We start from the raw sequence: 25,615 nt of genomic DNA, 5'->3' as shown, positions 1-25,615 counted from the left end.
CGGTCGTGGACGTTTCCGCCGGTCAGGGCACGAGGGAGGTGGTGTGCTGCCACGTCCGCTGGGCGGGTGGCCTCGGTGTTCCGGACGGGTGCCAGGCCATGAGGAGCATTCCGAAGGAGGCGCCGCTGGCCAGCCCGAACAGGGCCACCAGGTCGCCGGGGCGCAGCATGCCCCGCCGCTCGGCCTCGACGAGTTGCAGCGGCAGGGTCGCGGTGGCGACGTTGCCGTAGCGGGGGAAGGTGGAGACGGCTCTGTCACCGGGAACGCCGAGGGCTTCCAGGATGGCGTGGGTGAAGGGGACCGATGCCTGGTGGACGCAGCAGAGGTGAATGTCGCCCGTCGTGCGGCCGATGGCGTGGAGGGCGTCGAACGCCGCCCCTTCCATGCCGGTGAAGGAGGCGGCCAGGGCGTGGGAGTCGAAGCGTGCGGACTGCGAGCCGAACCGGGGGGTGTAGTACGGATTGGTGACGGTCGCGGCCCGCCAGCCGGCGGAGTTGGCGTGGAAGGCCGCTCCGAGCACTCCGGGGTGGTCGCTCGCCTCCAGGAGGAGGGCGGCGCCCAGGTCGCCGAGGGTGTATGCGGGGAGGAGCGCGGCGAGTTCGTCCTGGTGCCGCGCCGGGAGCCGGGACAGGGCGCTGCCGAGCTCCCCGGTGGTGATGAGCACGCGGTCGTAGCGGCCTGCCCGGATCAGGGCGTCGGCGATCTCGACGGCGTTGAGGACGCCGTTGCAGGCGTTCTGGATGTCGAAGACCGGCGCGGTGATGCCCAGCTTGTGGGCGACGATGTGGGCCGTGGCCGGTTCCTCCACGTCCTCGCTCGCGGAGGCGAAGACCAGCAGGTCGACGGCGTCCGGACCGAGTCCCGCCCGCTCCAGGGCGCGGCGCCCCGCCGCCGCGGCCAGGTCGGAGGGCCAGGTGCCGGCGGGTGCCACGCGGCGCTCCTCGAAGCCGTACATCTGCCGCAGCAGCCCGGGGAGGAGCCGGATGCCCGGGTTGCGGGCCCGGATGTCGTCCTCGATCTCCTCGCCGGTCTGGCGGCCGGGCGGCGTGTGGACGGCGACCTGGGAGAGCGCGCTGTGGCGGGGAAGGCCGGGGGATGGCGGGACGGCGCCGTCGTGGCTCATCGCAGGAACCTGAGCCTGCCCGTGCCGTACACCGTGCGCAGGCCCAGGCCGGCGCACTGGCTCACGTCACTGGTGGGGGTGGCCTTGCCCGACAGGTACGCCCCGGTGAGCGGCCCGCTGGTGACGACGCCGCCGAGGAAGGCGTCGCCGGGGTTGTGGCCGTTCACCGTGTCCCGGAGCGGCCGGAAACGGGAGACGCCCGCGTGGCGACCCGCGCTGTCGTACCAGACGATCCTGCCGGAACCGGTGATCCGCGAGGCACCGGTGCAACTGGCCAGGGCATTGCCCTGGACCATCGCCATCCCGCCGCGCAGCCGTGGTTCGGAGCCGTCCGGTGAGCTGCAGTGGGTCACGCGGAAGGTGCCGGTGACCCGGATGGTCCGGGGCTGGAGGGTGAGTTCGGGGGAGAACGTGATCGGCCGTTCGGTGGCCGTCGCGACGCGGCAGCGCAGCACGGTGCGCAGGTCGGTGGGGGCGGCGGTCGCGGGGGCCGGGGCGGTGGCGAGGGCCGTCGACGCGAGCAGAGCCGCGACGGCGGTCCTGAGCGGGCGGAGGAGTGGCGGGGTCACAAGGGGTCTCCTTGGGGGTGGGCGGGCGAGGTGGCCACCGGCTCGGGCGGGGCCGGTCGTTGCGGGGGCAGTGCGGCGGCGGGGAACGGGGGCAGCAGCCGGCGCAGCGGTCGCGGCAGCCACCAGTTGCGATGGCCGAGCAACCGCATGAGTGCCGGTACGACCACCAGGCGGATCAGCGTGACGTCCAGGAGCACGGCGGTGGCGACGAGGAAGCCGGTCTGGCGGAAGTCCTGGCGGTGGGTGGCCATGAGTCCGGCGAAGACGACGGCCATGGTGGCCGCCGCGAGCGTGATGGGACGGGCGGTCTCGCTCAGCCCGCGCGCCACGGCCCGGCGGCAGTCGCCGTCCGCGCGGTAGTGGGCGGTGATGCGGTGGACGAGGAAGACCTCGTAGTCCAGGGACAGCCCGAAGACGATCGTCAGGGCCAGCAGCGGCACCGCGAGGTTGACCGTTCCCGCCGTGTTCCGGGTGAGCGAGGCGAGCAGCCCGAAGGCGGCCGCCGTCGACAGGGCGTTCATGGCCAGGGCCTTGACCGGGACGAGCAGGCTGCGGAAGGCCACCAGCATCACCAGGAGCGAGCCCGCGAGGGCGAGCGCGCCGACCTGCCACAGGGCGGAGCGGAGCGCGCCGACGAAGTCGGCCAGGGTGGCGGCGGGACCGCCGGTGTACACCGGTTGGCCCGGCGGCAGGGTGCGGGTGGCGAGTGACCGGATGTCATGGACGAGCCGGCGGGCCCCGGCGCTGTCCACGGGGAGGCGGTCGGTGACGGTGACGACCGTCAGGTCGCGCCCGTTGTCCACGGCGCCGACGGTGGTGACGCGTGGGTCGTGGTGCAGCGCGTCGACCAGGGTGGTGGTGTCCAAGGGGTCCGCTCCGGCGCGGTGGGGGAGGGCGAGCAGGGTGATGTCGGCCAGCCCGTCCCGTTCCAGCCGGGCCAGGCCGGCTCCCGCCGCGCTGTGGGCGATCGCCGCGCGGTCCATCCGCAGTCCGAGCCGCAGGTCGCCCGCGGGCACGGCGGCGAGGGCGAGGACGGCGACGGCGCCGAGGAGATACGGCCAGGGGCGGCGCATCATGTGCTCGGCCCAGCGCTCCCAGCGCCCCCGCCGGGGGCGCCCGCGCCGGACCCGGCCCCAAGCCGGCAGCCGGTCCAGGCGGGGCAGGACGGCGGGCAGGGCCGTGGTCGCCACGGCCGCGGTGACCACGGTGGAGAGACCGGTGGCCAGCGCCATCGTGCGGACGAAGGCCAGCGGTACGGTCAGCAGGGCCGCGCTGGTGACGAGCACCGCCGCCGCGCACCACAGCACCGCCCGCCCCGCCGTCGCCCGCGCGAGGTCGGCCGCCGCGCGCGGGGCGAGACCGTGGTCGCGGTGACGGCGGTAGTGGAGCAGGACCAGCAGGGTGTAGTCGAGGCCGAGACCGAAGCCCACGGTGGTGGCGACGGTCAGCGCCATGCTGTCGACGGGCAGCAGGAAGGCGAGGGCGGCGAGCGACCCGGCGCTCACGAGGACTCCCAACCCGGCCGCCGCCAACGGCACCAGGGCGGATCCCGCCGAGCCCAGCCCCAGGACGAGCAGCAGCAGGGCGGCCGGTACGGTCACGGCCTCCACGTACCGCAGGTCGCGCAGATCCGCGTCGCGCAGGGCGGTGAAGACGGGCGTCCCGCCGGTCAGCGCGACGGTGACCCGGCCGCCGGAGGCGGTGGCGGTGGCGTGGTGGGCGGTGGCGCGCCATACGGGCAACAGCCGCTGCCGGGCGTCGGCGTCGCCCCGGGCCCCGAAGATCAGATAAGCGTGGTGGGGGTCGACGCGCGGGGTGTCCGGGACGGTGAGCACCTGCCCCACCCCGGGCGCCGCCGCCATGGCCCGGGCGGCGGCCGTCACGGCGCGGCGGTACGGGGCTTCGTCGGCGCGCAGGGTGGGGGAGTCGAAGGCGAGGACCAGCTGCTCGGTGCCGAGCCGTGGCATGCCGCGCACGACGAGCGCGGCGGCGCGGGCGGAGGAACTGCCCGGCAACTCCGGTACGGCGCCGCGCAGATGACCGAGCCCGGCGGGGAGGGCGAGGCACGCGGCCAGCGCGAGAACGGCCCACGCCAGTACGTGCCACCGGTTCCCGCGGGCTCGTGGCCATGTCACGTAATTCGCCTCCTTCGCATCATCAAATAGCAATAAAGAAGGGCACTGTGTCGCAAAATGGAATATTCCGGTCAATGTGGAACATGGTTCCATGAAGACCGCTCAAGTCATCGTCAAGCGGCCCGGCATGTTCACACGTACGCGTCGAACGGCGGAGGGCACGGTGCCCTTCAGCGTGGGAGACAAGTCCATCCATCTGCAGGACAGTCGTGACTGGAACGCGATCGCCGCGTTGCGCAGACGCGGCGCCCCGCCGACGGCAGGGGAGGTCCGCGCACGGCTGTCCGATGTGGTCGAACGGATTCCCGCGCTCGGCCACCGCGTGGGCGGTCGCGGATGGAGGCGGTACTTCGAAGCGTGCGAGGTGGACCTGCGCCACCACGTCGAAGAACTGCGCTTCCCGGCCGGCCGGACTCCCGAGCAGTGCATGAAGGAAGCGGTGGAACGGCCGTGGCCCCCGGGCCGCCCGCCGTGGAGCGTGCAGATCATCAGCGGATATCGCGCCGACGAACACCTGCTCGCCTACCGCGTCTCCCACGTCCTCCAGGACGGCATCGCCATCGCCATGACGGGGCAATCCCTCTTCAGCGGCGAACGGTTGCCGTTCGTCCCCGCCCAGCCACCCGGGAACAAGCTGTCCGGCCGCGCCCTGCGCGTCGGCCTGCGCCTCGCGCCGCGCTTCTTCCTGCCCAGCGCCCGCTGGCTGCCGGCCGACGAACCCGACGCCTCCGAGGAATGGCAACGGTACACAGCCGTCCTGGACCGCTCGGACTTCGACGACATCGGCCGTCGCACCGGAGCCGGGACCGCGCAGATCTGCCTGGCCGTGCTCTGCGGGGCGCTACGGGCCTGGACACCGGGGCACTGGACCGGCGCCCTCGATCGCCGGCAGCGCCGGGGCCTGCCCGCGTACCTCGCCATGAGCCTGCGTGCCCAGCGCGAGACGAACTGTCTGGGAAACCGGGTCGCGGGTCTGCCCCTGACCCTGCCCTGCGCCGAACCCTCGCCGGTGCGGCGCCTGCGCCGGATCGCCGAACAGGCCGACTACCGGGAGGTCAATGACTTCCGGAAGCTTCTCACCTCCCTGTACCGCGCCCCGAACCTGCTCGGCTGGCTCTTCGCCCATGTGGTGCTCAGGGGTGAGAAACCCCGGCCCATCGTGACGATCATTCCCGCCGCCGACCCCGCCGACCTGGATGCCGAGGAACTGCTCGCCCTGCCCGCGAGGCTGCCGAAACAGACCGCCGGGTTCCTCGTCACCGTAGGTACCACGAAGATCACGGTGCACTGTGTCCTGCGGCCCTTCGTGGGCGACGCGGGCCGCCTGCCCGGCCTCATCGCGGAGTCCCTCACCGAACTTCGCACAGCGCTCATCAACCGACCCGAGGAATCAGCCCTGTGAAGAAGACCGTCGTCATCACCGGAGCCACCAGCGGCATCGGCCGGGTCACCGCCCTGGACCTGGCCGCCCACGGCTTCCACGTCATCGCCACCGCCCGGACCACGGAAAAGGCCGGGAAACTCACCGCCGAGGCGGCCGAACGCGGCCACACCATGCGCACGGTCCTCCTGGACGTCACCGACCCCCGCTCCTGCCAGGACGCCGTCGCCGAGATCGACGAACAGACCGACGGCGGCCCCTGGGCCCTGGTGAACAACGCGGGCATCGTGAACCCCGGTGCCTTCGAGGACGTGTCCGAGGCGGACGCGCGCGCCGTGCTGGAGGTCAACCTGCTGGGCGTCGCCCGTATGACGCGGCTGATCCTGCCCGGAATGCGCCGGCGGGGCGAGGGCCGCATCCTCCAGATGAGCTCCGCCGGAGGACTGATCGCCGTTCCCTTCAACGGCTGGTACTCCGCCGGCAAGTTCGCGCTGGAGGCCCTGACCGACACCCTGCGCAGGGAGCTCGCCGGAAGCGGAGTACGGGTCTCGCTCATCGAACCGGGAACCGTCGACACACCGCTGGTCTCCGGAGCACTCGCGCGAATCGCCCCTCCGGGCTCCCGATACGAGGCCGCCTACGACCGCGCCCGCCGGATCGTCGTCGCCCGGAAGCCGCCCGGCCCCGAAACCGTCGCCCGCGCGGTCCGCCGGGCGCTGACCGCCCGGGTGCCCCGCCGCCGCTACGGCGTCGGTTACGAAGCGGCTGTGGCCCGGGCCGCACGCCTGATCCCGCCCGCCGCCGTGGACCTCGCGATGTGCACCGCCCTGCGCCTGAACGGACGCCGGCGCTAGATGACGACTCGTACCCCCTCCCCGTCCCCTGGCCCCGCAGCCGTGGCGCAACGCCTGCTGCGTGCCTCCGCAACCCGCTCCTTCGACCCCGACAGGGACGTCGACTGGGAGGTCCGCGCACCGGACGACGCCTGGTTCGTCCCGCCCGAGCTGGTGTCGCTGTACGGGACTGCCTTGTGGGACCGGATGGACACGCGGCAGCGCGTCGAACTCTCCCGTCAGGAACTGGCCAGCTACATGAGCATGGGGTACTGGGTCGAGCTGCTGGTCCTGCGCATGTTCTCCCGCCACCTGACGTCGCTGGCCCCCACCGACCCGCGCGGTCACTACGCACTCACGGAACTGGGCGACGAAACACGCCACATGAAGATGTTCGGGCGTTGCCTGAGCGTTCTCGGCTGCCCGGTATATCGGCTCCCCGGGAGTGTCCGTCGTCTGTTTCCGCTGGGCGACCCGCTCTTCCAGGGCCTCACCACCTTCGCCGCCACTCTGGTGGGCGAAGAGGTGCTGGACCATTTCCAGCGCGCGCTCCTCGCGGACGAACGCGTCCATCCCCTGGTCCGCCAGATCTGCCGCATTCACGTCGCGGAGGAAGCCCGCCATGTGAGCTTCGCCCGGACCGAACTGCGCGATGCCGTAGGCAGGGCCTCGCGGCGACGCCTCGCCTGCCATCGCGAACTCACGGGACTGGCCGCAAGCCTGATCATTCCGGGCCTCCTCGATCCCAGCCTCTACGCCAACGCCGGCCTCGATCCCGCCCGGGCCCGGCGCGAGGCCGGCCGGAACCCCCACCACAGGGAGTTCCGGCTGCGTTCCGGCGCGAAGGTGGTCGCCTTCCTCCAGGACGTCGGAATGATCACCCCGGCCCAGTACCACTGGTGGCGCCGAGCCGGCCTGATGCGCTGAGGCCGGCCGTCGCCGCGCACGCCGCCGCCGGGTCAGAGCCGGGGCGGCCCCTGCTCGGCGCGGCGGAGGACCGTCCCGAGGTGGGACAGGCGCGGGTCGCCGAGGGGAAGCCGTTCGTCCCACCACGTGGCGCCCGCGTCGAGGAGAGGCCCGACGACGTCCCGCGCGGCGGCCGCGTCCTGCCCGGGGGAGACGCCTCCGACGACCACTTCGAAGGGCGCGTCACGGCGGTCGCCGGGCCGGTGCCGGCGGACGTAGGCCACCAGGTCGCGCAGCTCGTCCACGGCAGGGGCGCTGCCGTGCCCCGCCGACTCGAACAGGGGCACCGCGCCGTCCCAGCGCGCCGCGCGCCGCATGGGCCTGCGGTGCGGCCAGAAGCCGGCGATCCACACGGGTGGCCGCGGGCGCTGCACGGGCGGGGGCAGCAGTGCCACGTCGTCCGCGTGGAAGTGGCGGCCGTGGTGGGTGACCGGCTCGCCGGTCCAGTACGCCTCCAGGAGGCCCAGCCCCTCGTCCAGGCGCTCGGCGAGCAGGACTTCGTCGGTGGGCTCGCCGAAGCTGCCGTACTCGTCCTCGACCGGCCCGCCCAGTCCCGCCGCGAAGACGACCCGGCCGCCGCTGATCCGGTCCAGCGTCGCCACCTGCCGCGCCAGCTGGTGCGGCCGCCGCCGGGGCACGGGCGTGACCAGCGTGCCCAGCCTGATGCGCGTGGTGGCCAGCGCGGCCGCCGTGAGCAGCATCCACGGGTCACCGACGGGGCGGGGGAAGTCCTTCCGGTGGACGACGTGATCCCACAGGAACAGGGCGTCCCACCCCGCCTCCTCGGCGGCCACGGCCAGGGTCGCCACGTTCCTGGCGTCGGAGAAGTCGCCGAAGTTGGGTACGTTCACCGAGAACCGCATCCTGGCATCGTGGCGCGGCCCGGGGCTCCCCCGCAACGGTCGCCCCGGCCTCCGTCGTTGAAACGGGCACGAAGTGGCGTGAGATGCCCTGGCGGCCGGGCGGGCGGCACGGCCATCGTGGAGTCGTACGGCCCGGCATATGCCGTACGGCCGGCACTTCGGAACCGCCACTTCGGAACCGCTATGGAGGCAGCCCCGATGGACCACACCGCCACCGATCCGCTCGCCGCACGCCTCACCGACTACGCGCTGAGCTATCTCCACTCCGCCGCGCTGCGCACGGCCGCGCGGCTCGGCGTGGCCGACCACCTCGCCGACGGCCCCCGCGGCGCGGACGAGCTCGCCGCGCTGACCGGCGCCTCCGAAGGACACCTGCGCCGGATACTGCGGCTCCTCGCCACCAGGGACGTCTTCCACGAGGACGACAAGGGCGCCTTCCACCTCACGCCCCTGGCCGAACGCCTGCGCTCCGACACCCCGGCGTCGCTGCGCGAGGCCGTCCTCATGGCCACGGACGAGACCTTCGTGCGGCCCGCCACGCGGCTGGAGGACACCGTGCGCACCGGACGCTCCGTCTTCGACGAGATCTACGGCGCACCCTTCTTCGACTACCTGTCCCGCGAGCCCGACGCGGGCGAGGCGTTCGACCGGGGCATGGCCAACGTCTCCACCGGCGAGGACGACGCGGTCGCCGCCGCGTACTCCTTCCCGGCGAAGGGCACGGTCGTGGACGTCGGCGGCGGGCGCGGCGGGCTGCTCGGCCGGACGCTGGTGCGCAACCCGGGGCTCACGGGCGTCCTCTACGACCGGGACGCCGTGCTGCGCGGGCACTCGCTCGACGTGCCCGAGCTGACCGGGCGCTGGGAGGTCCGGGCCGGTGACTTCTTCACGTCCGTCCCGGCCGGAGCCGACGTCTACCTCCTCAAGCGGATCCTCCACGACTGGTCCGACGAGGAGTGCGTCCGCATCCTGCGCGCGTGCCGTGCCGGCATGAGCGCCGACAGCCGTCTCCTCGCCGTCGACTGCGTCATCCCGCAGGACAACACTCCGCACCCCGGGAAGGTCCTCGACGTGCTGATGATGACCGCGCTGAACGGCCGGGAGCGCGGTGAGGAGGACTTCCGCCGGCTGTTCACCGAGGCGGGGCTGCGGCTGGTCCGCGTCGTGCCGACCGGATCGGCCGTGTCGATCGTCGAGGCGGCTCCGGCGGTCTGACGCGCCACGCCGGCCGGGCCCCGCCGCTTCTGTGCTTGCGCCGTTTTCATGCCTGCGGGGACCGGCCGGTGCGCTCGTGCGTCAGAGCGCCTGGGGGAAGTCGAAGACGCGCTTCGGGTCGTACCGCCGCTTGAGCTCCGCCAGCAGGGGAGCCGCGTCCCCGTAGTAGGCCCTGCGCCAGTCCGTCAGGCCCGCGTCCGTGTAGTTCTGGTAGGCGGCGCCCGAGGCGTGGCGGCCCATGGCCGTGCGCGTCCCGTCCAGCCAGGCGGTCTGCGCGGTGCCCGGCCCGCCCGCCGCCCACGACGTGAGGTACTGGGCCAGCATGCGCGAACTCCGGTGCACGAAGGCCGTGTCCAGCGGCTTGACGCGGTTGACCGCGCCGCCCAGGGCCGTCAGCTGCACCGAGGCGCCGCCGCCCTTGACCCCGCGCCCGAAGCGTTCCAGCTGGTCGAGCAGCGTGCGGACGCCCGCGTCGTCCAGCGAGCGGTCGAAGAAGTCCGAGCGCGCCGCGTACGTCTCGCGCTCCAGCTTCCCGGAGGACTCGCGGCCCGGAGTGGTGCCCGGGAGGTGGCACTGCTCGGTGGTCGTGTCGCCGCAGCCGGCGTAGGCACGGACCGTGTCGAGGTAGGAGTGGCGGCGCAGCCGGACCGTCCCGATGCCGTCGCTGCCGCCGCTCGCCCCGGCCACTTTGCCGATCAGCTCGTCGTAGGCGTTCTCCAGGTCCCCGTGCGTGCCGATCGTGAACGCGGCGACGGATATGTGGGGGGTGCCGCCCGCCGCGACCGACAGGTCGCAGGCGGACCAGATCTCGTCCGGCCGGCTCGGTCCCCACTCCTGCCACGCCCGCACGACGGCGGCGGCCTTGGACCAGGGGAAGGAGACGTAGCCCGTCACCCCCTCGCCGACGGCATGGGTGCGGAAGCGGAGCTCGGTGACGACGCCGAAGTTGCCGTTGCCCGCGCCGCGCAAGGCCCAGAACAGGTCGGCGTCGCGGGTGGCGTCGCAGTCGAGGGTCTTGCCGTCGGCGGTGACGATCGTGGCGCCGGTGAGGTTGTCGCAGGTGAGACCGTAGGCGCGGGAGAGGACGCCGTGCCCGCCGCCCAGCGTGAGCCCGGAGACCCCGACGGTGGGGCAGGAGCCCGCCGGGATGGTCACGCCGTGCGCGGCCAGGCTCGTGTACACGTCGATGAGTTTGGCTCCGGCGCCGATGACGGCGTCGGACGCGGACGGTGTGCGGACGCTCCTGAGCCGGGAGACGTCGACGACCAGCCGGCCGTTGCCGCTGGACCAGCCCGCGTAGCTGTGGCCGCCGTTGCGGATGGAGACGGGTATGGAGAAGCGGCGGGCGAAGGCCAGGGCCTCGGTGATGTCCGGGGTGCCGGCGACATAGGCGATCGCGGCCGGGCGCAGCGCGTCGAAGCGCGTGTTGTAGAGCTGACGGGCGGCCGTGTAGTCGGCGTCGCCGGGGCGGACGAGGCCGCCGGCGAGGCCCTTGCCGAGGGCGGTCCAGTCGCTCTCCGCGACCTTGGCCGCCCTGGACGCGCCCCACGCGTCGCCGGCCCTCTTCGTATCGGCCCGCGCCGCGCCGGTCGTCGCCGTGGCGCCCCAGGCGGCGGTCGCCGCCAGACCCGTGCCCGCCGCTGTCAGGAGTGTGCGCCTGCTGATGGCCATGCCGATCCCTGCCCCTTTGGTGCGTGTGCGTGTGCGCTGATGCGCCTAACCGAGCCCCCGTTGATCAAACAGAGGGGTCGGTGGGGGCGGGTGGTTCCGGCCGTGAGCGACTGATGGCGAAGTGCTGGCACCATGGTGGGATGCACGAACAGATCACCGCCGCGTGCGACGGCGCGTCGAAGGGCAACCCCGGGCCCGCCGCCTGGGCATGGGTCATCGGGGACGCCACCGGCGAGGTGCACCGCTGGCAGGCCGGACCGCTGGGCACCGCGACGAACAACGTCGCCGAACTCACCGCGCTCCAGGAGCTGCTGGAGTCCACCGACCCGGGCGTCCCCCTGCAGGTGCGGATGGACTCCCAGTACGCGATGAAGGCCGTGACGACATGGCTGCCCGGCTGGAAGCGGAAGGGGTGGAAGACGGCCGCCGGCACCCCGGTGGCCAACCAGGCACTCGTGATGCGGATCGACGAGCTGCTGACCGGCCGCGCCGTCGAGTTCGTGTACGTACCGGCCCACCAGGTCGACGGCGACCCCCTCAACGCCGCCGCCGACGCGGCCGCCAGCCACACCGCCCGCACCCAGCGGGAGGCGGGCACCTCCCTCGGGTCCGACCTGCCGGAACCGGAGGCCGGGGCCGCGCCCCGGGCCGGCGGCGGCCGCGCCCGGAAGCCCGCCGCGGAGCCGGGGGCGGGGCGCCCGTCGAGCGGCCGGACCAGGGGGTCGCTCAAGGCGAGGTTCCCCGGGCGCTGCCGCTGCGGAAAGCCGTACGCGAAGGGCGAGACGATCGCGAAGAACCCCGACGGCTGGGGCCACCCCGCCTGCGCCACGGCCGCGACCGGCTGACGGCGCCGGCCCCGGTCAGGAGACGGGCCGGTCAGGGGACGGGCCCGTCAGGGCACAGGCCGGTCAGGACACGAGGGGCTGTTCCTCCAGCTCGGTCAGCCTCACGGTGCACAGGCCGCCGCGCTCCGTCCTCACGTCCGTCACCTTGAGCTGCGTTCCCGGCGCGAGGATGAACTCCTCCTCGCCCGTGAACGCCGAGAAGTTCTGGATGCCCACGGCCCGGGCGGGCGTCACCTCGAAGAGCGTCCGCTTGCCGCTGCTCCCGAGGAACGCCCGCGCCACGCTGAGCTTGGACGTGCACGAGGAGACGCCCCACCACGTGACGGTCCGGCCGACCGGGTACTGCGCGCGGAGGTCCAGCGACACCCCGCGCCACAGCGGTTCCGTGCGGGCGGGAAGCCCCGAAACCGCCGAGAACAGCAGCCGCAAGTACGGAAGGTAGGGGATGAGCCTGCTCCGGTCCGGGGAGCGCAGAATGGCGTTGATCTCCCGGTAGAACGCGGACTCGCAGGTGTAGAGGTAGAGCGCGGCGATCGCGTCGGCGGACAGACCGCCGGCGCCGGCCGCCTCGTCCGCCCGCCTCTTGCCGAAGTCGTGCGACAGGTCGACGTGCCGGCCGAGGCCGGACAGCAGCTCTGCGACCGGGGCCACGGCCTCCCGGAAGTCCATCAGCGGGGTGTCGAACACACCGGTGATCGCGGGGAGGGCCAGACCCTCGTCCTTGACGCCGGCGAGCCGCTCCAGATACAGCTGGTGCAGTTCCATGGTGGACGCGATGAACGCCCCCATGCGTTCGGCCACGCCGCCGTCCACCCCTCCTCCTGCCTCCGCCGCGGCGTCGTTCCACCCCTTGCTCGGCAGCCAGTCGATCTGATCCATGCCCAGCGACGCGAGGGCGTCGTTCACCACGCCGAAATGGCCGCCTTCGCAGAAGAGGTCACCCTGTGCGGCGGGATTGGCGTGGTCGATGTGCCGGACCTCGACCTCGGGGTACTTCTCCTGGAGCTTGAGGACGATCTTCTTCAGGTTGCGCGCGTGCGCGCCCCACCACGCGAAGACGACACCGCGGTCCTCCTCGTCGGCGTTCTGCTTGGCCTTGAGGATCTCCTCGACGATCCGCTCGGCGACCGGACGCCAGAACACGGTGTGCCGGTCGGCTCCCCGCGCCTCGGCGCTACTGGCGGTGAGCGCCGCGTTCAGCAGCAGCACACCCTGGGTGAGCATCGCCTGGAACCACTCGGGCGGCTGGACGGTGTCCTGCTCCTTCAGCAGCGCGCGGACGTCGGCGATCGGGGTCTTCTTGGGTATGCCGTACTTCCACATGGCCGCCGCCTTGATGATGCAGCGGATGCTGACGACCCGTCCGAACTGACTGTCCTTCCAGTCGTGGAAGGTGTTGTCGAACATGGCGATGCCGGTGGCGCTCTCCGGCCGCGGGTAGGGGTTCTGGCCGAAGACGACGACCTTCCACTTGTGCGGCGGATGGGGCTTGAGCGCCTGGAAGGTCAGCTCACGGACGGGGACGACCTCCGGGCCGCGTCCCGTGCCGATGAAGGCGGCCGCGTCCGGCTGCGCCTCGATCACCGGCTTCAGCAGCGGAAGCCACGGTTCACCGCCGCCTTCGAAGAGCTCGGCGAGGGCCAGCGGGTCGTTCGGGTCGGGCGTGGCGGGGGTCTGGGCGTCGCTCATGGTGCGGGGACTCCGGTCTTCGTGGGAGCCCGTCGGATGGCTGACGGACCCCACAGCTGTGCGGGACGCCACTGTTATACCGAGGGGGTCCGACAACGGCGCCCGGCCGGAACGGGCTTGTCAGTGGGGCGCGGTAGCGTCGTGAACGACCGAGGGCCGCATCGCCGAGGGCCGTATTCCGATCGGAGTGGAGCATGAGCATGGACCGTACGCAGTCGCCGCTGAAGGTGGTGCTCACCGACATCAACGCGTCGGTGGTGGAGGCCTGGCGGGCGGCGTTCGCCGACACCCCCGGGATCGAGATCCGCAAGGGCTCGATCCTGGACGAGAAGGCCGACGCCTGGGTGACTCCGACGAACTCCCGGGGCCGGATGGACGGCGGGGTCGACGCGGCCATCAAGCGATACCTCGGGGCGGGCATCCAGCTGCGCGTGCAGCGGGCGATCCGCGACCGGTTCGCGGGGAGCCTGCCGGTGGGCGGCGCGGTGTGCGTGCCGTCCGGGGCGGTCCACCCGAAGTTCCTGATCTCGACACCGACGATGGAGCACTCCGCCCAGAACGTGAGCGAGACCCTGAACGTGGCCCTGGCGTGCGCCGCCGCGTTCCAGGCGATACACCAGCAGAACGAGAAGGCGCCGGGCAGTATCGAGTCGGTGGCACTGGTCGGCATGGGCGCCCACACCGGCCGGGTGCCGGCCCGGGTGTGCGCGAACCTGATGTGGACGGGCCACACGCTGTTCCACGACTACCGGTTCGAGGACTACGACGATCTGCGGAGCACGATCGTCGCGCAGCTCGACGACATCGAGAACGCCCCCGCCGAGGAGCGCGTACGCATCACGCCGCCGCCCCGGAGCCGCCGCTCCCGTGGCTGACCGAGGCCGGACCCCTCAGCCCCGCAGGGCGAACGCCTCCGCGATGTCGTCGCGCCCGGCACCGGCCGCCAGCAGCAGCCGGAGCAGCACCCGGGCCTTGTACGGGTCGAGGAAGCCGCTGTCGATCAGCCCGCGCCGCCGCAGGTCCGTCTCCGAGCCGGGCGCGCTGTAGGTGTGCCGCAGGACCGGGCCGCTCCCGGTGCGCGAGGTCAGCACGACCGGCATGTGCTCGGCCAGGGCGCCGAGCCGGGGCGCGAGCGCGCCCGGCACGTGGCCGACGCCGAACCCGGCGACGACCAGGCCCCGGTGCGTGGCCTCCAGCCCCTGGAGCTGGGTGCCGTCATCGTCCAGGGTGACCACGTGCAGGGCGACGCGTGTGTCCGCGAGCCGCTCCCGGTCGAGCCCGGCGGGCAGCGGTTCGTGCCGGGGCGGGGTGAGGAGCATCCGTACCCGCTCCTCGACGATGTGCCCGAGCGGGCCGGCGTTCGGCGAGGCGAAGGTCGCGGTGCTCGTGCTGTGCGTCTTGCGCACCCACCGCGCAGCGTGCACCTCGTCGTTGAGGACGACCAGCGCACCCGCGCCCCGCGCCTCGGGTGCCGTGGCGACGCGCACGGCGGCGAGGACGTTGGCCGGCCCGTCCGCCCCCGCCATGGCCGGCTGCCGCATCGCACCGGTCAGCACGAACGGCGCCTCGTGCGGCCACACCAGGTCGGCCAGGAACGCCGTCTCCTCCAGGGAGTCGGTGCCCTGGGTGACGACGACGCCGTCCGCGCCCTCGGCCACGGCCCGCGAGGCGATGGCGACGACGTCCAGGAACTGCGCGAAGGTGAGGCTCCCGCCGGGCACGGCCTGCACGTCCCGCACGTCCAGGGGGACGCCCAGCTCCGTCAGGCCCGGTACGGCCGCGGCGATCTCGGCCCCGCTCAGCCGCGCTCCCCGCCCCCGCCCCGGCACCGAAATGGTGCCGCCGAGTGCCAACAGTACGACGCCCAACGCCTGCCCCCTCACCCCGTGTCACCCCCGCCGGCCGCCACCAACCTACATCCCGGTACGAACACTTGCACTGAGGCGGCGACGGTGAGCTGGTGAAGGTCCGGCTGCCGCCGCTACGCCTTCGGCCCGACCCGGGCCGTACGGGCCTGAACCGTGCCGTGCGCGGGTTCGGAAGCGGCGAGCGAGGTAATGCGCTCCATGTTGGCCGACCCCCACTCGCCCAGCGGCATGAGGGCGCCGAGAAGCGACGCGCCGAACTCGGTCAGGGAGTACTCCACCTTCGGCGGCACCTGGTGGAATTCCTCGCGGTGAACCAACTGGCTCGCTTCCATCTCCTTGAGCTGGCTGATCAGGACGCGCTCGCTGATGCCGACGACCGCGCGCCGCAGCTCTCCGAAGCGCAGTGGTCCATCGGTGTGGAGTGCCCACAGGATCAGCATCTTCCACTTGCCGCCGACGACGGCGAGGGCGGCGTCGAACCCGCAGGTGAAGGTTCGTTTCGTCATCAGCACTCCCACTGATCTACCGATCCAAAAGTAAGTACCCGTCAAAATAGTCGGTACTTGAGGAAATGTCGGCATGAGCCGGAGCATGGAGCGGCAACGGCCGAAGGGCCGAAACCGCCCGTGTTCCGACTGGAGTTGAGCATGCCTGCAAACGACCGCACGCCGGTGACCGTGATCGGATTGGGGGCGATGGGTACCGCGCTGGCGGAGGCGTTCGTCGCGGCGGGGCACCCGACGACCGTATGGAACCGGAGCGCGGAGAAGGCCGCGCCACTCGTCGCCAAGGGAGCGCGACAGGCCGGCACGGTGGAGGAAGCGGTGGCCGCCGGCCCGCTGATCGTCGCCTGCCTGACCACGTACGACGCCACCCGCGAGGCCCTGGAGCCGGCCTCCGCCGCCCTGGCCGGGCGTGCGTTGGTCACCCTCAACACCGGGACGCCGGGAGGCGCCCGCCAAATGGCCGGCTGGGCGGAGGAGCGAGGAGCACGCTTCCTGGACGGTGCGGTCAAGAACGTGCCCACAGCCGTCGGCGCACCCGGCACCCTCCTGTACTACGGCGGCGACAAGGGCGTGTTCGACGCACACGAGGCGACACTGCGGGTGCTGGGCGGGGACACCGTCCACCTCGGTGACGAGCCGGACCTGGCCGCGCTCTACGAGCAGGCCGTGGGCGGGCTCCTGCTGCCCGCCCTCCTCGGCTTCTTCCAGGGAGCCGCACTGGTCACCGCACGCGGTCTGACGGCCGGCACCCTGGTGCGTTACACCGTCAAGTGGCTGGAGATGATCGCCGCCGAACTGCCGGCCATCGCCGAGGAGATCGACAGCGGCGACTACACCCGGCCGCGCGCGACGGTCGGGATATTCCACCAGGGAATCGCCAACGTGCCCCAGCTCGGCCGGGAGGCCGACATAGATGTGTCCTGGCACCTGCCGATGCATGCGCTGCTCGAACGCGCCGTCGCCGACGGCCACCGCGACCACAGCATCTCGGCACTCGTCGAGACGCTCCGTAAGCCGGAGTAGGGGTGCCGGAGCAGCAGGGGCGCTGATCCCGGCGCCGAGGCGTGCCGTGCCGAGCCGTGCCCAGCCGTGCCGCGTCGTCAGCCGACCCGTCGGGCCAGTACCTGTCCCGGCCAGGAGTCGGACAGGAACCGGTCGGTGGGGGCGAACCCGTTGCGTTCGTAGAACGCGACCAGCTCGCCCCCGCCGCCCGCCCAGCAGTCGACCCGCAGCAGCTCCACACCGGCCCGCCGGGTCTCCTCGACGGCATGGGCCAGCAGTGCCGCCCCGACGCCCAGACCGGCGTACCGCCGGTCGGAGACCAGCAGCCGGACGTACCGCTCGGGTTCCCCGGCCGGGGCGATCGGCATCTGCGGGCTGGGCCCGGAGTCCAGCACCATGGCTCCGACGGGTGTGCCGTCCCGTTCCGCGATGTAGGGGGTGTTCTCGGTCATGTACCGCTCGACCCGCGCCACACCACCGGGCTTTCGCGAATACGGTGTCGTGCCCCACTGCTCGGTGTTGCCGCGACCGTTCATCCAGGCCACCGCGGCGTCGAGCATGTCCAGAACGGCCGGTGCGTCGGCCAGGCCGCCTGGTCTGATCCGTATGTCATGTGTGCTGTCGTTCACGGCGGAATCTTAAGCAGCCGTCCTGTCCGTGGGGCCGGCTGCTACAATGAACGCGCTGGCCTTCGGCGCTCCCATAGGTGCGTACGGAGGCTTTTTTCATGCCTACTGACACATCCATACCGCCATCCACCGCACCTACTGTCGCGGGCTACCGCGCCCTCCTGCGCAACCGCGAGTTCGCCGGCTTGTACGCCGGCTTCACACTCACTGTCGCCGCCGGCACCCTGTCGGGCTTCGCGCTCGGCACATTGGTCGACCGTCAGACCAACTCCCCGTTCCTGACGGCCGTGAGCATGTACGGCGCCACCTTCGCCACGGTGCTCGGGGCGCTGACACTGATGTCGGTCGCGGACGGGAGCCGTCCCCGCCGGACCCTCCTCGCACTCCAGTGCGTCTCGCTTGCGGCGGTCGCCACGCAGGCGGTTCCGGGGTTGTCGTTGGTCGCCCGGTTCGGGCTGCTCCTGGTGGTGGGTTTTTTCCAGTCCCTGGCGACCGGCACGCGGATGGGGTTGCTCGCCGAGATGATACCGGACTCCGCGTACGCCTTGGCACGTTCGCTGATGAACATCACCTCGGGCGGCATGGCAGTCCTCGGCTACGCCGTCGGCGCGGTACTGCTGCGGCACCTGAGTCCGCGAGAAGTCTTCCTCGTCGCCACCGCCCTGACCGGAACCGCGTTGGTCCTCGTGCGGGCGACCATCCGGGAACGCTCGATCCGTCTGACCCGCCGCCCCGGACTGCGACAGACTTGGACAGCGAACATCGCGCTTTTCTCCCGCCCCGGGCGGCGGGTACTGCTGCTGAACCTGTGGGTTCCCAACGGCCTGATCGTCGGCTGCGAGGCGCTGTTCATCTCCTACGACCCAGGACCCGCCAGTGCCCTCCTGGCCGCCGGTTCGGCCGGCATGCTCCTCGGGGACCTGACCGTCGGACGGCTGCTCACCGCCGACCAGCGACGCCGCTGGGCGTTCGCCCTGCGGCTGCTGCTCGCCGCCCCTTACTTGCTGTTCGCCGTCCACCCACCCGTGCTGGTGGCGACGGCGGCGGTGTTCGTCGCCAGTGCCGGGTTCGCCGCCACTCTGCCGCTCCAGGAGCAGCTCCTCGCGTCGACGCCCGATCCGGTCCGCGGTCAGGTGCAAGGCGTCGAGTCCGCCGGCCGGATGACGTGGCAGGGTATCGGAGCCGCGATCGCCGGCGGTGTCGCCCAGTACCTCACCCCCGGCACCACGATCTCCGTTCTGGCCGCGGTCTCCCTCACCATCACGGCCCTCTCCCGCCGTGCTTGCCGCTGAGCATATGGCGGGCTCCGCGACCGGCCGCGGCTTTCACGTCGCCCGCGTCGGCACCCCGGGACGGCTCACGCACGGTGGTCACTCGTGCATGCGCATCAGCAGATGTCCCCGCCGGAACCGCTCGTCCTGGCGCGGTTCACGAAGCATCCGGCCGATTTCGACGAACCCGGCTTCGCGGGCCAGTCCCGCCAGGTCGTCGATCGGCCACCGATAGGCCGTCGTCACCTTGTGGTCGAACGCCGTGACCGGCTCGCCCTCCGACTCGAAGAAGGCGAGCAGGAGGTGGCCGCCGGGTGCGAGCACCCGGCGGAACTCCGCGAAGTACGAGGGGATTTCCCGGGGCGGGGTGTGGATGACCGAGTACCAGGAGAGGATGCCGCTCAGCTCGCCGTCGGCCAGGTCCAGGGCGTCCATGGAACCCACCTCGAACCGCAGGTCCGGGTGTGCCTCACGGGCGAGGTCGATCATCACGGGCGAGAGGTCGACGCCGAAGGCGTCCAGTCCCAGGTCCCGCAGATGTGCCGTCATATGTCCCGGGCCGCACCCCAGCTCGGCGACGGCACCGGCGACGGCACCGGCCCCGGGCCCGCCCCGGGAGGCCAGCGCGAGCTCGGCGAACGCGGCGAGCACCGCACGATCCAGCGGAAGAGCGTCGAGCGAATCACGGACGAATTCGGCGTAGCGGACGGCGACGGCGTCGTACGCGTCCGCTGTCGTCCGGAGGTACGGGGGAGAGGAAGAGTAAAGGGAAGGTTCCATCACGAACGAGCACCCTATGGCTTCCCTCCTGGGCCCTGTCCCCCCGGCCGCCGTGCAAAAGACCATGCCAGCATGGCTGGAATCGCACATTTTCCATGCAAGGGTGACCAGAACGCATCCTTCCCGGTCATGCGCCCCGTCCATCATTCATCAGGGGGCACGTCGAACGGCGTCGTACGGACGGACCGAGGTGAAGGGTTGAGCGTGAGGAACGTGCTTCTCGAACGCGACGAGGCGTTGGCGGAGGCGGCGAGGGCCGCCGAGGCCGCACGGTCCGGCAACGGGCGCTGGCTGCTGTTCCGCGCGACGCCGGGCCTGGGCCGCACCGCCCTGCTGGAGGAAGCGGTGCGGCGGGAGGCGACGGCCGGCGGCATGCGCGTCCTGCACGCGCGTTGCTCGCCGGAGGAGTCGGCGTTCCCCTTCGGCCTCGTGCGCCTGATCTTCGCCGGTGCCGGTGCCGAGGCCAGGACCGAGGCCGAGGCCGGAACGGAGGACATCCCGTTCGCGGACCCGCCGGCTGCCGAGGAACAGCAGGTCTTCCACCATCTCGTGGCCTCCCTGGCCCGCACCGCCGCCCGGCGGCCCGTGCTCGTGGCCGTCGACGATCTGCACGACGCCGACGCGGTGTCACGCCGCTGGATCGGCTACCTGGCCCGGCGGCTCGCGGGCCTGCCCGTGCTGCTGCTCCTCACCAAGTGCCTCACCGAATACCTCGAGAACGACAACACCGCGCTGCCCGGCGCGACGGGTACGTCCGTGACGCTCCGCCCGCTCGGCCCCGGGGCCGTCGCCCGCCTCGCGCTCGCCGGCCCGGCGCGTACCCGGAAGCAGGACGCCGACCGGGCCGAGCTGTGCGTCCGGGCGTGCGCCGGCAATCCCGCACTGGTGCACGCCCTCCTCGCCGACCTCGGGGAGGGGCCGCCGCCCGGCCGGTTGTCCGACCTGGCCGGACGCCGCTACCGGGACGTGATCGGTCACTGGTTACGGGTCCGCGCCACCCCGCGCTCGCGCCGCCTGTCCCTGGCGGTGGCCGTCGCCGGGGACGGTCCCGCACCGCTCGGTGGAAGACCGCTCCACGAGGCCGCCGCCCTCGGACCCGCCGCCCTCGGCCCCACCGACCTCCGCCCCGCCGACCTCGGCCCCGACGGGCACGACACCCGTGCGGACATCCCCGCGGACCCTCCCGCGAACGCGCTCGGCCTAGGTCGTCTCTTCTCCCACCCGCTGGCACGGGAAGCCGCCCTCGCGGCCGCCGAACCCGCCGAACTGAACGCGCTGCGCCGCCGTATCGCCCGGCTGCTCGACGAACAGGGCGCGCCCGCGGCTCATGTCGCCGCGCATCTCCTCCACATGGAGCTCCACACCGACCGGCCCGGTGAGGAGTGGATGACGCAGTCCCTGGAGGACGCGGCCGAGGACGCCGTACGCGACGGCCGCGCCGACGAGGCCACCGCCCTCCTCCGCCATGCCCTCACCGCCCCGCTCGCCCCCGCCCGGCGCGCCGGGCTCGCCCTGCGCCTCGCCGCCCTGGAACTGCCCCACAGCGCCGACGCCGGCATCCGCAGGCTGCGCGCGGCCCTGGAGCTCCACGCGGACGGCCACGAACGCGCGACCGTCGCGCCCGCCCTCGGCGCGGCGCTCGTCGCCCGGGGCCGTACGGACACCGCCATGCACGTCATGCGCCAAGTGGGCAGTGCCGTGGAGGACGACGAGCTCGTCCGCGTGCTGCAGACCACGGCCGCCCTCATGGCCTCCCATGACGCGATCGCCTGGCGCAACGCCGTCGCCCGCATGCGGGAGCTGGCGGCGACGGCCCCCGCCACCGTCGAGCCGCTCGCCTGCGGCCTGGTCACCGAGTACGAGGCCGGGGCCGGCGGGCTGTCGGCGGCCGAGGCCATGACCCGTGTGCTGCCCCGGCTGAAGGCACCGGTGGACCCCCGGCTCCGCACGGGCTGGCTGGGCAGCGCGGCCACCTTGCTGCAGTGGGCCGACCGGCTGGACGAGGCACGCGCGCTCGCCGACGAGTGCCTTCCCGCGCCGCCCGCGCTGCCGGACCTGACGGACATCGGTCAGCAGTGCCTGATCAGCGTGCGGGCCGAGGCGGCCCTGTGGGTCGGCGACTTCCGGCGGGTCATCGCCGAGAACGCCCCGCTCCTGGACGCCCGCACCGGGCAGGGACTCCGCATGCCCCACCTGGTGTCCATGGTGGCACTCGCCCACCACGAGCTCGGCCACCCTGCCCACGCCCGGCGACTGGTGGCCACCCTCGACGAGGCGAGCGCGAGCGCCGACAGTTCCTGGGAGTGGAACGAGCTGCGCCACGCCAGGGCCCGTATGCGCATGGCCGAGGGGAACTTGCAGGCCGCCCTCGACGACTACCTGTCCTGCGGCCGTGGGCAGAGTGCCCGCGACTTCGTCAGCCCTGTGGCCACGCCCTGGCGGTCCGGCGCGGCCCTCGCCCTCGTCGGACTCGGGCAGCCGGTGCGGGCCCTGGACCTGGCGGAGGAGGAACTGCGCCACGCGCGGACCTGGGGGACTCCCCGTACGGTGGGCCGGGCGCTGCGGGCCCACGGCGCGGCGGTGGGCGGCCGGCGCGGGCTGGACTCGTTGCGGGAGGCGGTGGCCGTGCTGCGGCAGGCACCGGCGCCCGTGGACCTCATCGAAACGCTGCTCGACCTGGGGCAGGCGCGGATCGGCGCCGGGAACGGCCGCAAGGGCCGCGACGATCTGCACGAGGCCCACACCCTGGCACTACGGCTCCTGGCCCCCGACTCCACCCCCGGTTCCGCCCCCGACTCCGTCCCTGTCTCCGTCTCCGCTCCGGTCACCGGACGCCTGGTCCGCGCCGCCGAGGACGCTCTGCGCACCGGGGGCGCCCGGAGGACCCGCCGCGTCGCGATGGGCAGCGCCGCGCTCACCGTCGCGGAGCGGCGCATCGTCGAACTCGCGGCCACGGGGCGGACGAACGCGGAGATCGGTGCGGCGCTCCACCTGGCCCGCCGCACGGTGGAGACCCACCTCACCAACGCGTACCGGAAGCTCGGCGTGACGCGCCGCACCCAGCTCGCGTCCTGTCTGGGTGCCGCGAGCACAGGAAACCCCTCCGCAAGCCCCTCCGCCGCACGGGACATGACCGCGCTGACCTGATCCCGGTCCCGAGCCCGATCCACATCTCCACGCCGTCGCTGTGCGTCCGCTGTGTTCGTGGTCTTCCACGATGGCCCGGTCATCCGGCCGCCGGGCATCGTGGGAGCCGCGCCGGGCAGTACCGGCAGGACCCACCCGCACCGGCCGTGGTTCGGGTGCGGGACCCGGCGTTTCCCACCGGAGACGTGCGAGCCGCCGAGCGCTCGCGGAAGAGGGGTAACCATCATGAGGCCGACCACGCGCAGGACCGTCCGGAACTCCCTGGCCACGCTGTTCGCCGCCGCCGGCATCACCGCGGGACTCGCCCTGCCCGCCGGCGCCGCCGGGGCGAGCCCCGCCACGCCGGTCCCGGGCGTCACGCAGCAGGCCCAGCCGAAGACCGCCCAGGCCCAGCAGCTGGCCGGGCTGCAGGGGAACCAGTTGTGGAAGCTGCGCAAGAAGGGCGACAAGTACGAGATCGCCAACTCCCACAGTGATCTGTGTCTGAAGGTGAAGGGCGGCTCGACCGACAACGGGGCACCGGTCGTCCAGGGCGAATGCGGCACGGCCTCCGAGAACCTGTGGAAGCCCCAGGTGACGGACAACGGGACGTTCATCATGCTCCGGAACGCCAACTCCAACAAATGCCTGAGCATCGACGGCGGCAGGGCGACCAGGGGCGCGAAGATCGTCCAGTGGGACTGCTTCGGCGGCGGCAACCAGAAGTGGTGGGACACGGACGGCATCAACGCCGACCAGGGCTGGTGGATCAGCGGTAACACGCCCAGCGGCGCCCCGACGTGGATGTGCCTCGACATGCCGGGCTGGAGCACCTCGCCCGGCACGCAGGCGGCCATGTGGGAGTGCACCAGCTGACGCCATCTCCTGATTCCGTCGCATCGCCACCAGAGTTCGCCCCCACAGGAGTTCAGCATGCGCATGCGTGTGTCGCGTCGTCCTTCGAACGCCGCCGTCATCGCCGCCACGACCGTGGCAGCCGCCGTCATGACCACCGGAGCCGCCTTCGCGGCACCGGGGCCGGCCGGACCGGCGGTCGTGGCGCCCCCGGCCGCCCAGGCCGCGGCCTATCCGAACCCGGTTCTGGACGTCGAGAAGGCCAGCGCCAAGGACTACCGCAGTTTCGTCCAGAGCCTGCGGTTGAGAGCCACCAACGGCAAGGTCTTCAAGGACAAGATGTACAGGACCAACCCGCAGGCCACCGACCTCTTCCCGGTACGCCTGACCACGGCCAGGGCCTCCGTGGACCTCGTCGTCCGCTCCGGCGACCTGTACACCGTGGGCTGGTACACCGAGAGCAACAACACCTTCCACTCCCTCAAGGACGGCAATACCAACCCCGTCTACGCGCCGAAGCCGAACACGACGCAGGACCGGCTCGACTACGACGGCAACTACGGCACTCTCGAAGGCCGCGCGCCCGGCAAGGCCACACGCCTCACTGTCGCTCTCGGCAAGGAGAGCACCAAGCAGGGCGTCATCAACCTGGCGACCACTCCGGCGAAGGGCGGGGAAGCCGCCAAGGCACTCCTCGTCCTGGTCCAGGAGATCAACGAAGCCGCTCGGTTCACCAAGATCGACACGTTGGTGACAGCCGGCTGGGTCAACGGATCCGTCGCTCAGCGCGACTTGCTGGTCGACCTGGAGAACGACTGGGATCCCTTCTCCACGTGGGCCGTCAAGAAGCTCAAGAACCAGCCCGTGGAACCCCACGCCGTCGGCGGCAAGAAGATCGCGACCCTTGACGCGGCCCAGGAATACCTCGCGGTGGTCAAGCAGCAGTAACGAACCGGCCGCCGGAAGGCCGCCGCCTCGGGAGAGGCGGCGGCCTTCCCGCCCACGCACACGACCTGAGAGACCTCGCGGCGCGATGCCGCGTCACTGGTACTGCGGGCGCCACTCGAAGAGCAGGATGGTCGCGTCGTCCCGTAGGTGGTTGCGCTGGTAGTCGAGGATGGCGTGGATGAGCAGCCGCAGCACCTCGGCCGGGAGCTGGCCGGCCGCGGAGGAGCGGATGATGAAGTCGGTGAACCGGGCGAGGCCGAACTCCGCGCCGTCGTCGTCGCGGGCTTCCACGACGCCGTCGGTGTAGAGCAGGACGCAGTCGCCGGGCTCCAGTGTCGTCTCGTGGACGTGCCGGGCCGCCGGGGCGAGTTGGCCGATCAGGCCGATCGGCGGCTGCGGGGGGCTGTCCAGCGCCCCCTCGAGCACCCGCTCGGCACGGATCAGCAGCGGCGGCGGGTGACCGCAGTTGACCCAGCGCAGCACCCCGGTGGCCGCGTCGAGGCGGCACAGCACACCGGTGCAGAAGTGGTCGGGCAGCCACTGGGCGAGCGCCTGGTCGACGGAGCCGACGATGTCGGCCAGGTCGCCACCGCCGCGGCGGGCGTTGCGCGCCGCCGCCATGGCGACCGACGTGGTCAGGCCGGCGGACACGTCGTGGCCCATGGAGTCGATGATCATCGTGTGCAGTATGTCCTTGACCACCGCGTGGTCGAAGGCGTCACCGGCGATTTCGTAGGCCGGTTCGAGAACCGCGGTCGAGACGCACTTGCTGCTGCCGATGGTGTGGGAGGGCAGGAAGGCCCGCAGCATCTCTGCGGGCAACCGCATGGGTGTGACGCGGGTGCGGGCGGCGAGCCAGTCGCTGTAGGCGCGCTTGGAGGTGATCAGCATGGCGAACAGATGGGCCAGCATCCGGCTGCGGCGCATCCGCATCCCGTCGAGCGAGGCGGTCCGTACCGCCAGCACGCCCAAGCGCTCGGAGCCGTCGATCAGGGGCATCCAGGCGATCATGTCGTTGTCGGCGTCGACCACGCGCGGGGTGACCGTGCGGTAGGCCCAGCCGGCCGGCGAACGGTCCACCGGCAGCGGCTCCAGGGCCTCGTCGAGCGGGACGAGCAACTGTTGCTGCAGGTCGACGAGGTAGATCAGGGCGGTGCCCAGGCCGAGGGCCGCGGCGCACCGGTTCGCCAGGTCGGGCAGCTCGAACGGCAGTGCCGTCTGCGCCTCGGTGAGCAGCTCTTCCAATCGGTTCTCGTCGACGGCGACGCGGGGACCAGCGGAAACATGCGGTGGGTCCGGCACCGGGATCACCACCTTCCGTTCCCAGTCTCACACCGATC

General features: G+C 72.4%; 22 protein-coding genes. 11 read left to right on the top strand and 11 right to left on the bottom strand.

Annotated elements, in window-relative coordinates:
* Positions 1-22: 22 nt before the first annotated feature.
* From IE096_RS08570 to IE096_RS08560, 3 genes are read right to left on the bottom strand one after another with little or no spacing between them, the layout of a single operon-like run.
* Complete coding sequence (locus tag IE096_RS08570; protein ID WP_189450252.1) at positions 23-1,123, bottom strand: 3-oxoacyl-ACP synthase III family protein; 1,101 nt, start codon at positions 1,121-1,123, stop codon at positions 23-25.
* Complete coding sequence (locus IE096_RS08565; protein WP_189450251.1) at positions 1,120-1,692, bottom strand: hypothetical protein; 573 nt, start codon at positions 1,690-1,692, stop codon at positions 1,120-1,122. The genes IE096_RS08570 and IE096_RS08565 overlap by 4 nt, the downstream gene beginning before the upstream one ends.
* Positions 1,689-3,827: an MMPL family transporter gene (locus IE096_RS08560; RefSeq protein ID WP_189450249.1), complete on the bottom strand. Its 2,139-nt coding sequence runs from the start codon at positions 3,825-3,827 to the stop codon at positions 1,689-1,691. The genes IE096_RS08565 and IE096_RS08560 overlap by 4 nt, the downstream gene beginning before the upstream one ends.
* A 91-nt stretch (positions 3,828-3,918) precedes the next feature.
* Here IE096_RS08560 and IE096_RS08555 point away from each other — a divergent pair, with 91 nt between their 5' ends.
* Genes IE096_RS08555 through IE096_RS08545 form a run of 3 tightly spaced genes read left to right on the top strand, consistent with a single transcriptional unit; the run spans position 3,919 to position 6,968 of the window.
* Positions 3,919-5,229 carry a wax ester/triacylglycerol synthase domain-containing protein gene (locus tag IE096_RS08555; RefSeq protein WP_189450246.1) on the top strand — a complete coding sequence of 437 codons (1,311 nt, stop codon included), beginning with the start codon at positions 3,919-3,921 and terminating at the stop codon, positions 5,227-5,229.
* Positions 5,226-6,062 carry an SDR family oxidoreductase gene (locus tag IE096_RS08550; protein WP_189450244.1) on the top strand — a complete coding sequence of 279 codons (837 nt, stop codon included), beginning with the start codon at positions 5,226-5,228 and terminating at the stop codon, positions 6,060-6,062. Before IE096_RS08555 ends, IE096_RS08550 begins: the two co-directional genes overlap by 4 nt.
* 42 nt (positions 6,063-6,104) lie before the next feature.
* Complete coding sequence (locus IE096_RS08545) at positions 6,105-6,968, top strand: AurF N-oxygenase family protein (protein WP_229820051.1); 864 nt, start codon at positions 6,105-6,107, stop codon at positions 6,966-6,968.
* Positions 6,969-7,000: 32 nt separating this feature from the next.
* On the opposite strand, the gene IE096_RS08540 is transcribed toward IE096_RS08545, so the two are convergent.
* Positions 7,001-7,870: an LLM class flavin-dependent oxidoreductase gene (locus IE096_RS08540; protein WP_189450240.1), complete on the bottom strand. Its 870-nt coding sequence runs from the start codon at positions 7,868-7,870 to the stop codon at positions 7,001-7,003.
* Positions 7,871-8,068: 198 nt separating this feature from the next.
* On the opposite strand from IE096_RS08540, the gene IE096_RS08535 reads away from it, so the two are divergent.
* On the top strand, positions 8,069-9,085 hold the full coding sequence (locus tag IE096_RS08535; protein WP_189450238.1) for a methyltransferase: 1,017 nt from the start codon (positions 8,069-8,071) through the stop codon (positions 9,083-9,085).
* Between the two features lie 81 nt (positions 9,086-9,166).
* On the opposite strand, the gene IE096_RS08530 is transcribed toward IE096_RS08535, so the two are convergent.
* On the bottom strand, positions 9,167-10,750 hold the full coding sequence (locus tag IE096_RS08530; RefSeq protein ID WP_229820101.1) for an FAD-binding oxidoreductase: 1,584 nt from the start codon (positions 10,748-10,750) through the stop codon (positions 9,167-9,169).
* Positions 10,751-10,896: 146 nt separating this feature from the next.
* Between IE096_RS08530 and IE096_RS08525 the strand changes: the two genes are divergently transcribed.
* Positions 10,897-11,601: a ribonuclease H family protein gene (locus tag IE096_RS08525; RefSeq protein WP_189450235.1), complete on the top strand. Its 705-nt coding sequence runs from the start codon at positions 10,897-10,899 to the stop codon at positions 11,599-11,601.
* A 63-nt stretch (positions 11,602-11,664) separates the two neighbouring features.
* On the opposite strand, the gene IE096_RS08520 is transcribed toward IE096_RS08525, so the two are convergent.
* Positions 11,665-13,290 (bottom strand): ADP-ribosyltransferase domain-containing protein, encoded by a 1,626-nt coding sequence (locus tag IE096_RS08520; RefSeq protein WP_189450233.1) that lies wholly within the window; start codon positions 13,288-13,290, stop codon positions 11,665-11,667.
* A 200-nt stretch (positions 13,291-13,490) separates the two neighbouring features.
* Between IE096_RS08520 and IE096_RS08515 the strand changes: the two genes are divergently transcribed.
* The gene (locus IE096_RS08515; RefSeq protein ID WP_229820050.1) at positions 13,491-14,165 is read left to right on the top strand and encodes a macro domain-containing protein; all 675 of its coding nucleotides are present in this window, start codon (positions 13,491-13,493) and stop codon (positions 14,163-14,165) included.
* Between the two features lie 15 nt (positions 14,166-14,180).
* Here IE096_RS08515 and IE096_RS08510 read toward each other — a convergent pair whose 3' ends face one another.
* Entirely contained in the window at positions 14,181-15,158 is a 978-nt protein-coding gene (locus IE096_RS08510; protein ID WP_189450229.1) for an asparaginase, read from the bottom strand.
* 113 nt (positions 15,159-15,271) lie between these two features.
* Entirely contained in the window at positions 15,272-15,664 is a 393-nt protein-coding gene (locus tag IE096_RS08505) for a winged helix-turn-helix transcriptional regulator (protein ID WP_189450227.1), read from the bottom strand.
* 141 nt (positions 15,665-15,805) lie between these two features.
* Here IE096_RS08505 and IE096_RS08500 point away from each other — a divergent pair, with 141 nt between their 5' ends.
* Positions 15,806-16,687, top strand: a complete 882-nt coding sequence (locus tag IE096_RS08500; RefSeq protein ID WP_189450225.1) for an NAD(P)-dependent oxidoreductase — start codon at positions 15,806-15,808, stop codon at positions 16,685-16,687.
* A gap of 77 nt (positions 16,688-16,764) precedes the next feature.
* Here IE096_RS08500 and IE096_RS08495 read toward each other — a convergent pair whose 3' ends face one another.
* Positions 16,765-17,295, bottom strand: a complete 531-nt coding sequence (locus tag IE096_RS08495) for a GNAT family N-acetyltransferase (protein ID WP_189450223.1) — start codon at positions 17,293-17,295, stop codon at positions 16,765-16,767.
* Between the two features lie 98 nt (positions 17,296-17,393).
* Between IE096_RS08495 and IE096_RS08490 the strand changes: the two genes are divergently transcribed.
* Complete coding sequence (locus IE096_RS08490) at positions 17,394-18,587, top strand: MFS transporter (protein WP_189450221.1); 1,194 nt, start codon at positions 17,394-17,396, stop codon at positions 18,585-18,587.
* Between the two features lie 78 nt (positions 18,588-18,665).
* On the opposite strand, the gene IE096_RS08485 is transcribed toward IE096_RS08490, so the two are convergent.
* A complete protein-coding gene (locus tag IE096_RS08485) occupies positions 18,666-19,346 on the bottom strand; it encodes a class I SAM-dependent methyltransferase (protein WP_189450219.1) in 681 nt (226 codons plus the stop codon).
* A 204-nt stretch (positions 19,347-19,550) separates the two neighbouring features.
* Here IE096_RS08485 and IE096_RS08480 point away from each other — a divergent pair, with 204 nt between their 5' ends.
* The 3 genes from IE096_RS08480 (at position 19,551) to IE096_RS08470 (ending at position 24,275) form a co-directional block, all read left to right on the top strand.
* Positions 19,551-22,493, top strand: a complete 2,943-nt coding sequence (locus tag IE096_RS08480; RefSeq protein WP_189450217.1) for a helix-turn-helix domain-containing protein — start codon at positions 19,551-19,553, stop codon at positions 22,491-22,493.
* Positions 22,494-22,718: 225 nt separating this feature from the next.
* A complete protein-coding gene (locus tag IE096_RS08475) occupies positions 22,719-23,348 on the top strand; it encodes an RICIN domain-containing protein (protein WP_189450215.1) in 630 nt (209 codons plus the stop codon).
* Positions 23,349-23,405: 57 nt separating this feature from the next.
* On the top strand, positions 23,406-24,275 hold the full coding sequence (locus IE096_RS08470) for a ribosome-inactivating family protein (protein ID WP_189450213.1): 870 nt from the start codon (positions 23,406-23,408) through the stop codon (positions 24,273-24,275).
* Positions 24,276-24,368: 93 nt separating this feature from the next.
* Here IE096_RS08470 and IE096_RS08465 read toward each other — a convergent pair whose 3' ends face one another.
* On the bottom strand, positions 24,369-25,586 hold the full coding sequence (locus IE096_RS08465; protein ID WP_189450920.1) for a PP2C family protein-serine/threonine phosphatase: 1,218 nt from the start codon (positions 25,584-25,586) through the stop codon (positions 24,369-24,371).
* Between the last annotated feature and the right edge of the window lie 29 nt (positions 25,587-25,615).

The sequence above is a fragment of the Streptomyces abikoensis genome (assembly GCF_014648775.1).
Taxonomy (GTDB): domain Bacteria; phylum Actinomycetota; class Actinomycetes; order Streptomycetales; family Streptomycetaceae; genus Streptomyces; species Streptomyces abikoensis.
This window is presented reverse-complemented; position numbering and strand designations above follow the sequence as displayed.

What these genes read in the sequence shown, in the direction of transcription:
- IE096_RS08570 (WP_189450252.1), bottom strand. Translation starts at nt 1,123, where the DNA reads ATGAGCCACGACGGCGCCGTCCCGCCATCCCCCGGCCTTCCCCGCCAC.
- IE096_RS08555 (WP_189450246.1), top strand. Translation starts at nt 3,919, where the DNA reads ATGAAGACCGCTCAAGTCATCGTCAAGCGGCCCGGCATGTTCACACGT.
- IE096_RS08540 (WP_189450240.1), bottom strand. Translation starts at nt 7,870, where the DNA reads ATGCGGTTCTCGGTGAACGTACCCAACTTCGGCGACTTCTCCGACGCC.
- IE096_RS08535 (WP_189450238.1), top strand. Translation starts at nt 8,069, where the DNA reads ATGGACCACACCGCCACCGATCCGCTCGCCGCACGCCTCACCGACTAC.
- IE096_RS08525 (WP_189450235.1), top strand. Translation starts at nt 10,897, where the DNA reads ATGCACGAACAGATCACCGCCGCGTGCGACGGCGCGTCGAAGGGCAAC.
- IE096_RS08520 (WP_189450233.1), bottom strand. Translation starts at nt 13,290, where the DNA reads ATGAGCGACGCCCAGACCCCCGCCACGCCCGACCCGAACGACCCGCTG.
- IE096_RS08515 (WP_229820050.1), top strand. Translation starts at nt 13,491, where the DNA reads ATGGACCGTACGCAGTCGCCGCTGAAGGTGGTGCTCACCGACATCAAC.
- IE096_RS08505 (WP_189450227.1), bottom strand. Translation starts at nt 15,664, where the DNA reads ATGACGAAACGAACCTTCACCTGCGGGTTCGACGCCGCCCTCGCCGTC.
- IE096_RS08500 (WP_189450225.1), top strand. Translation starts at nt 15,806, where the DNA reads ATGCCTGCAAACGACCGCACGCCGGTGACCGTGATCGGATTGGGGGCG.
- IE096_RS08490 (WP_189450221.1), top strand. Translation starts at nt 17,394, where the DNA reads ATGCCTACTGACACATCCATACCGCCATCCACCGCACCTACTGTCGCG.
- IE096_RS08485 (WP_189450219.1), bottom strand. Translation starts at nt 19,346, where the DNA reads ATGGAACCTTCCCTTTACTCTTCCTCTCCCCCGTACCTCCGGACGACA.
- IE096_RS08475 (WP_189450215.1), top strand. Translation starts at nt 22,719, where the DNA reads ATGAGGCCGACCACGCGCAGGACCGTCCGGAACTCCCTGGCCACGCTG.
- IE096_RS08470 (WP_189450213.1), top strand. Translation starts at nt 23,406, where the DNA reads ATGCGCATGCGTGTGTCGCGTCGTCCTTCGAACGCCGCCGTCATCGCC.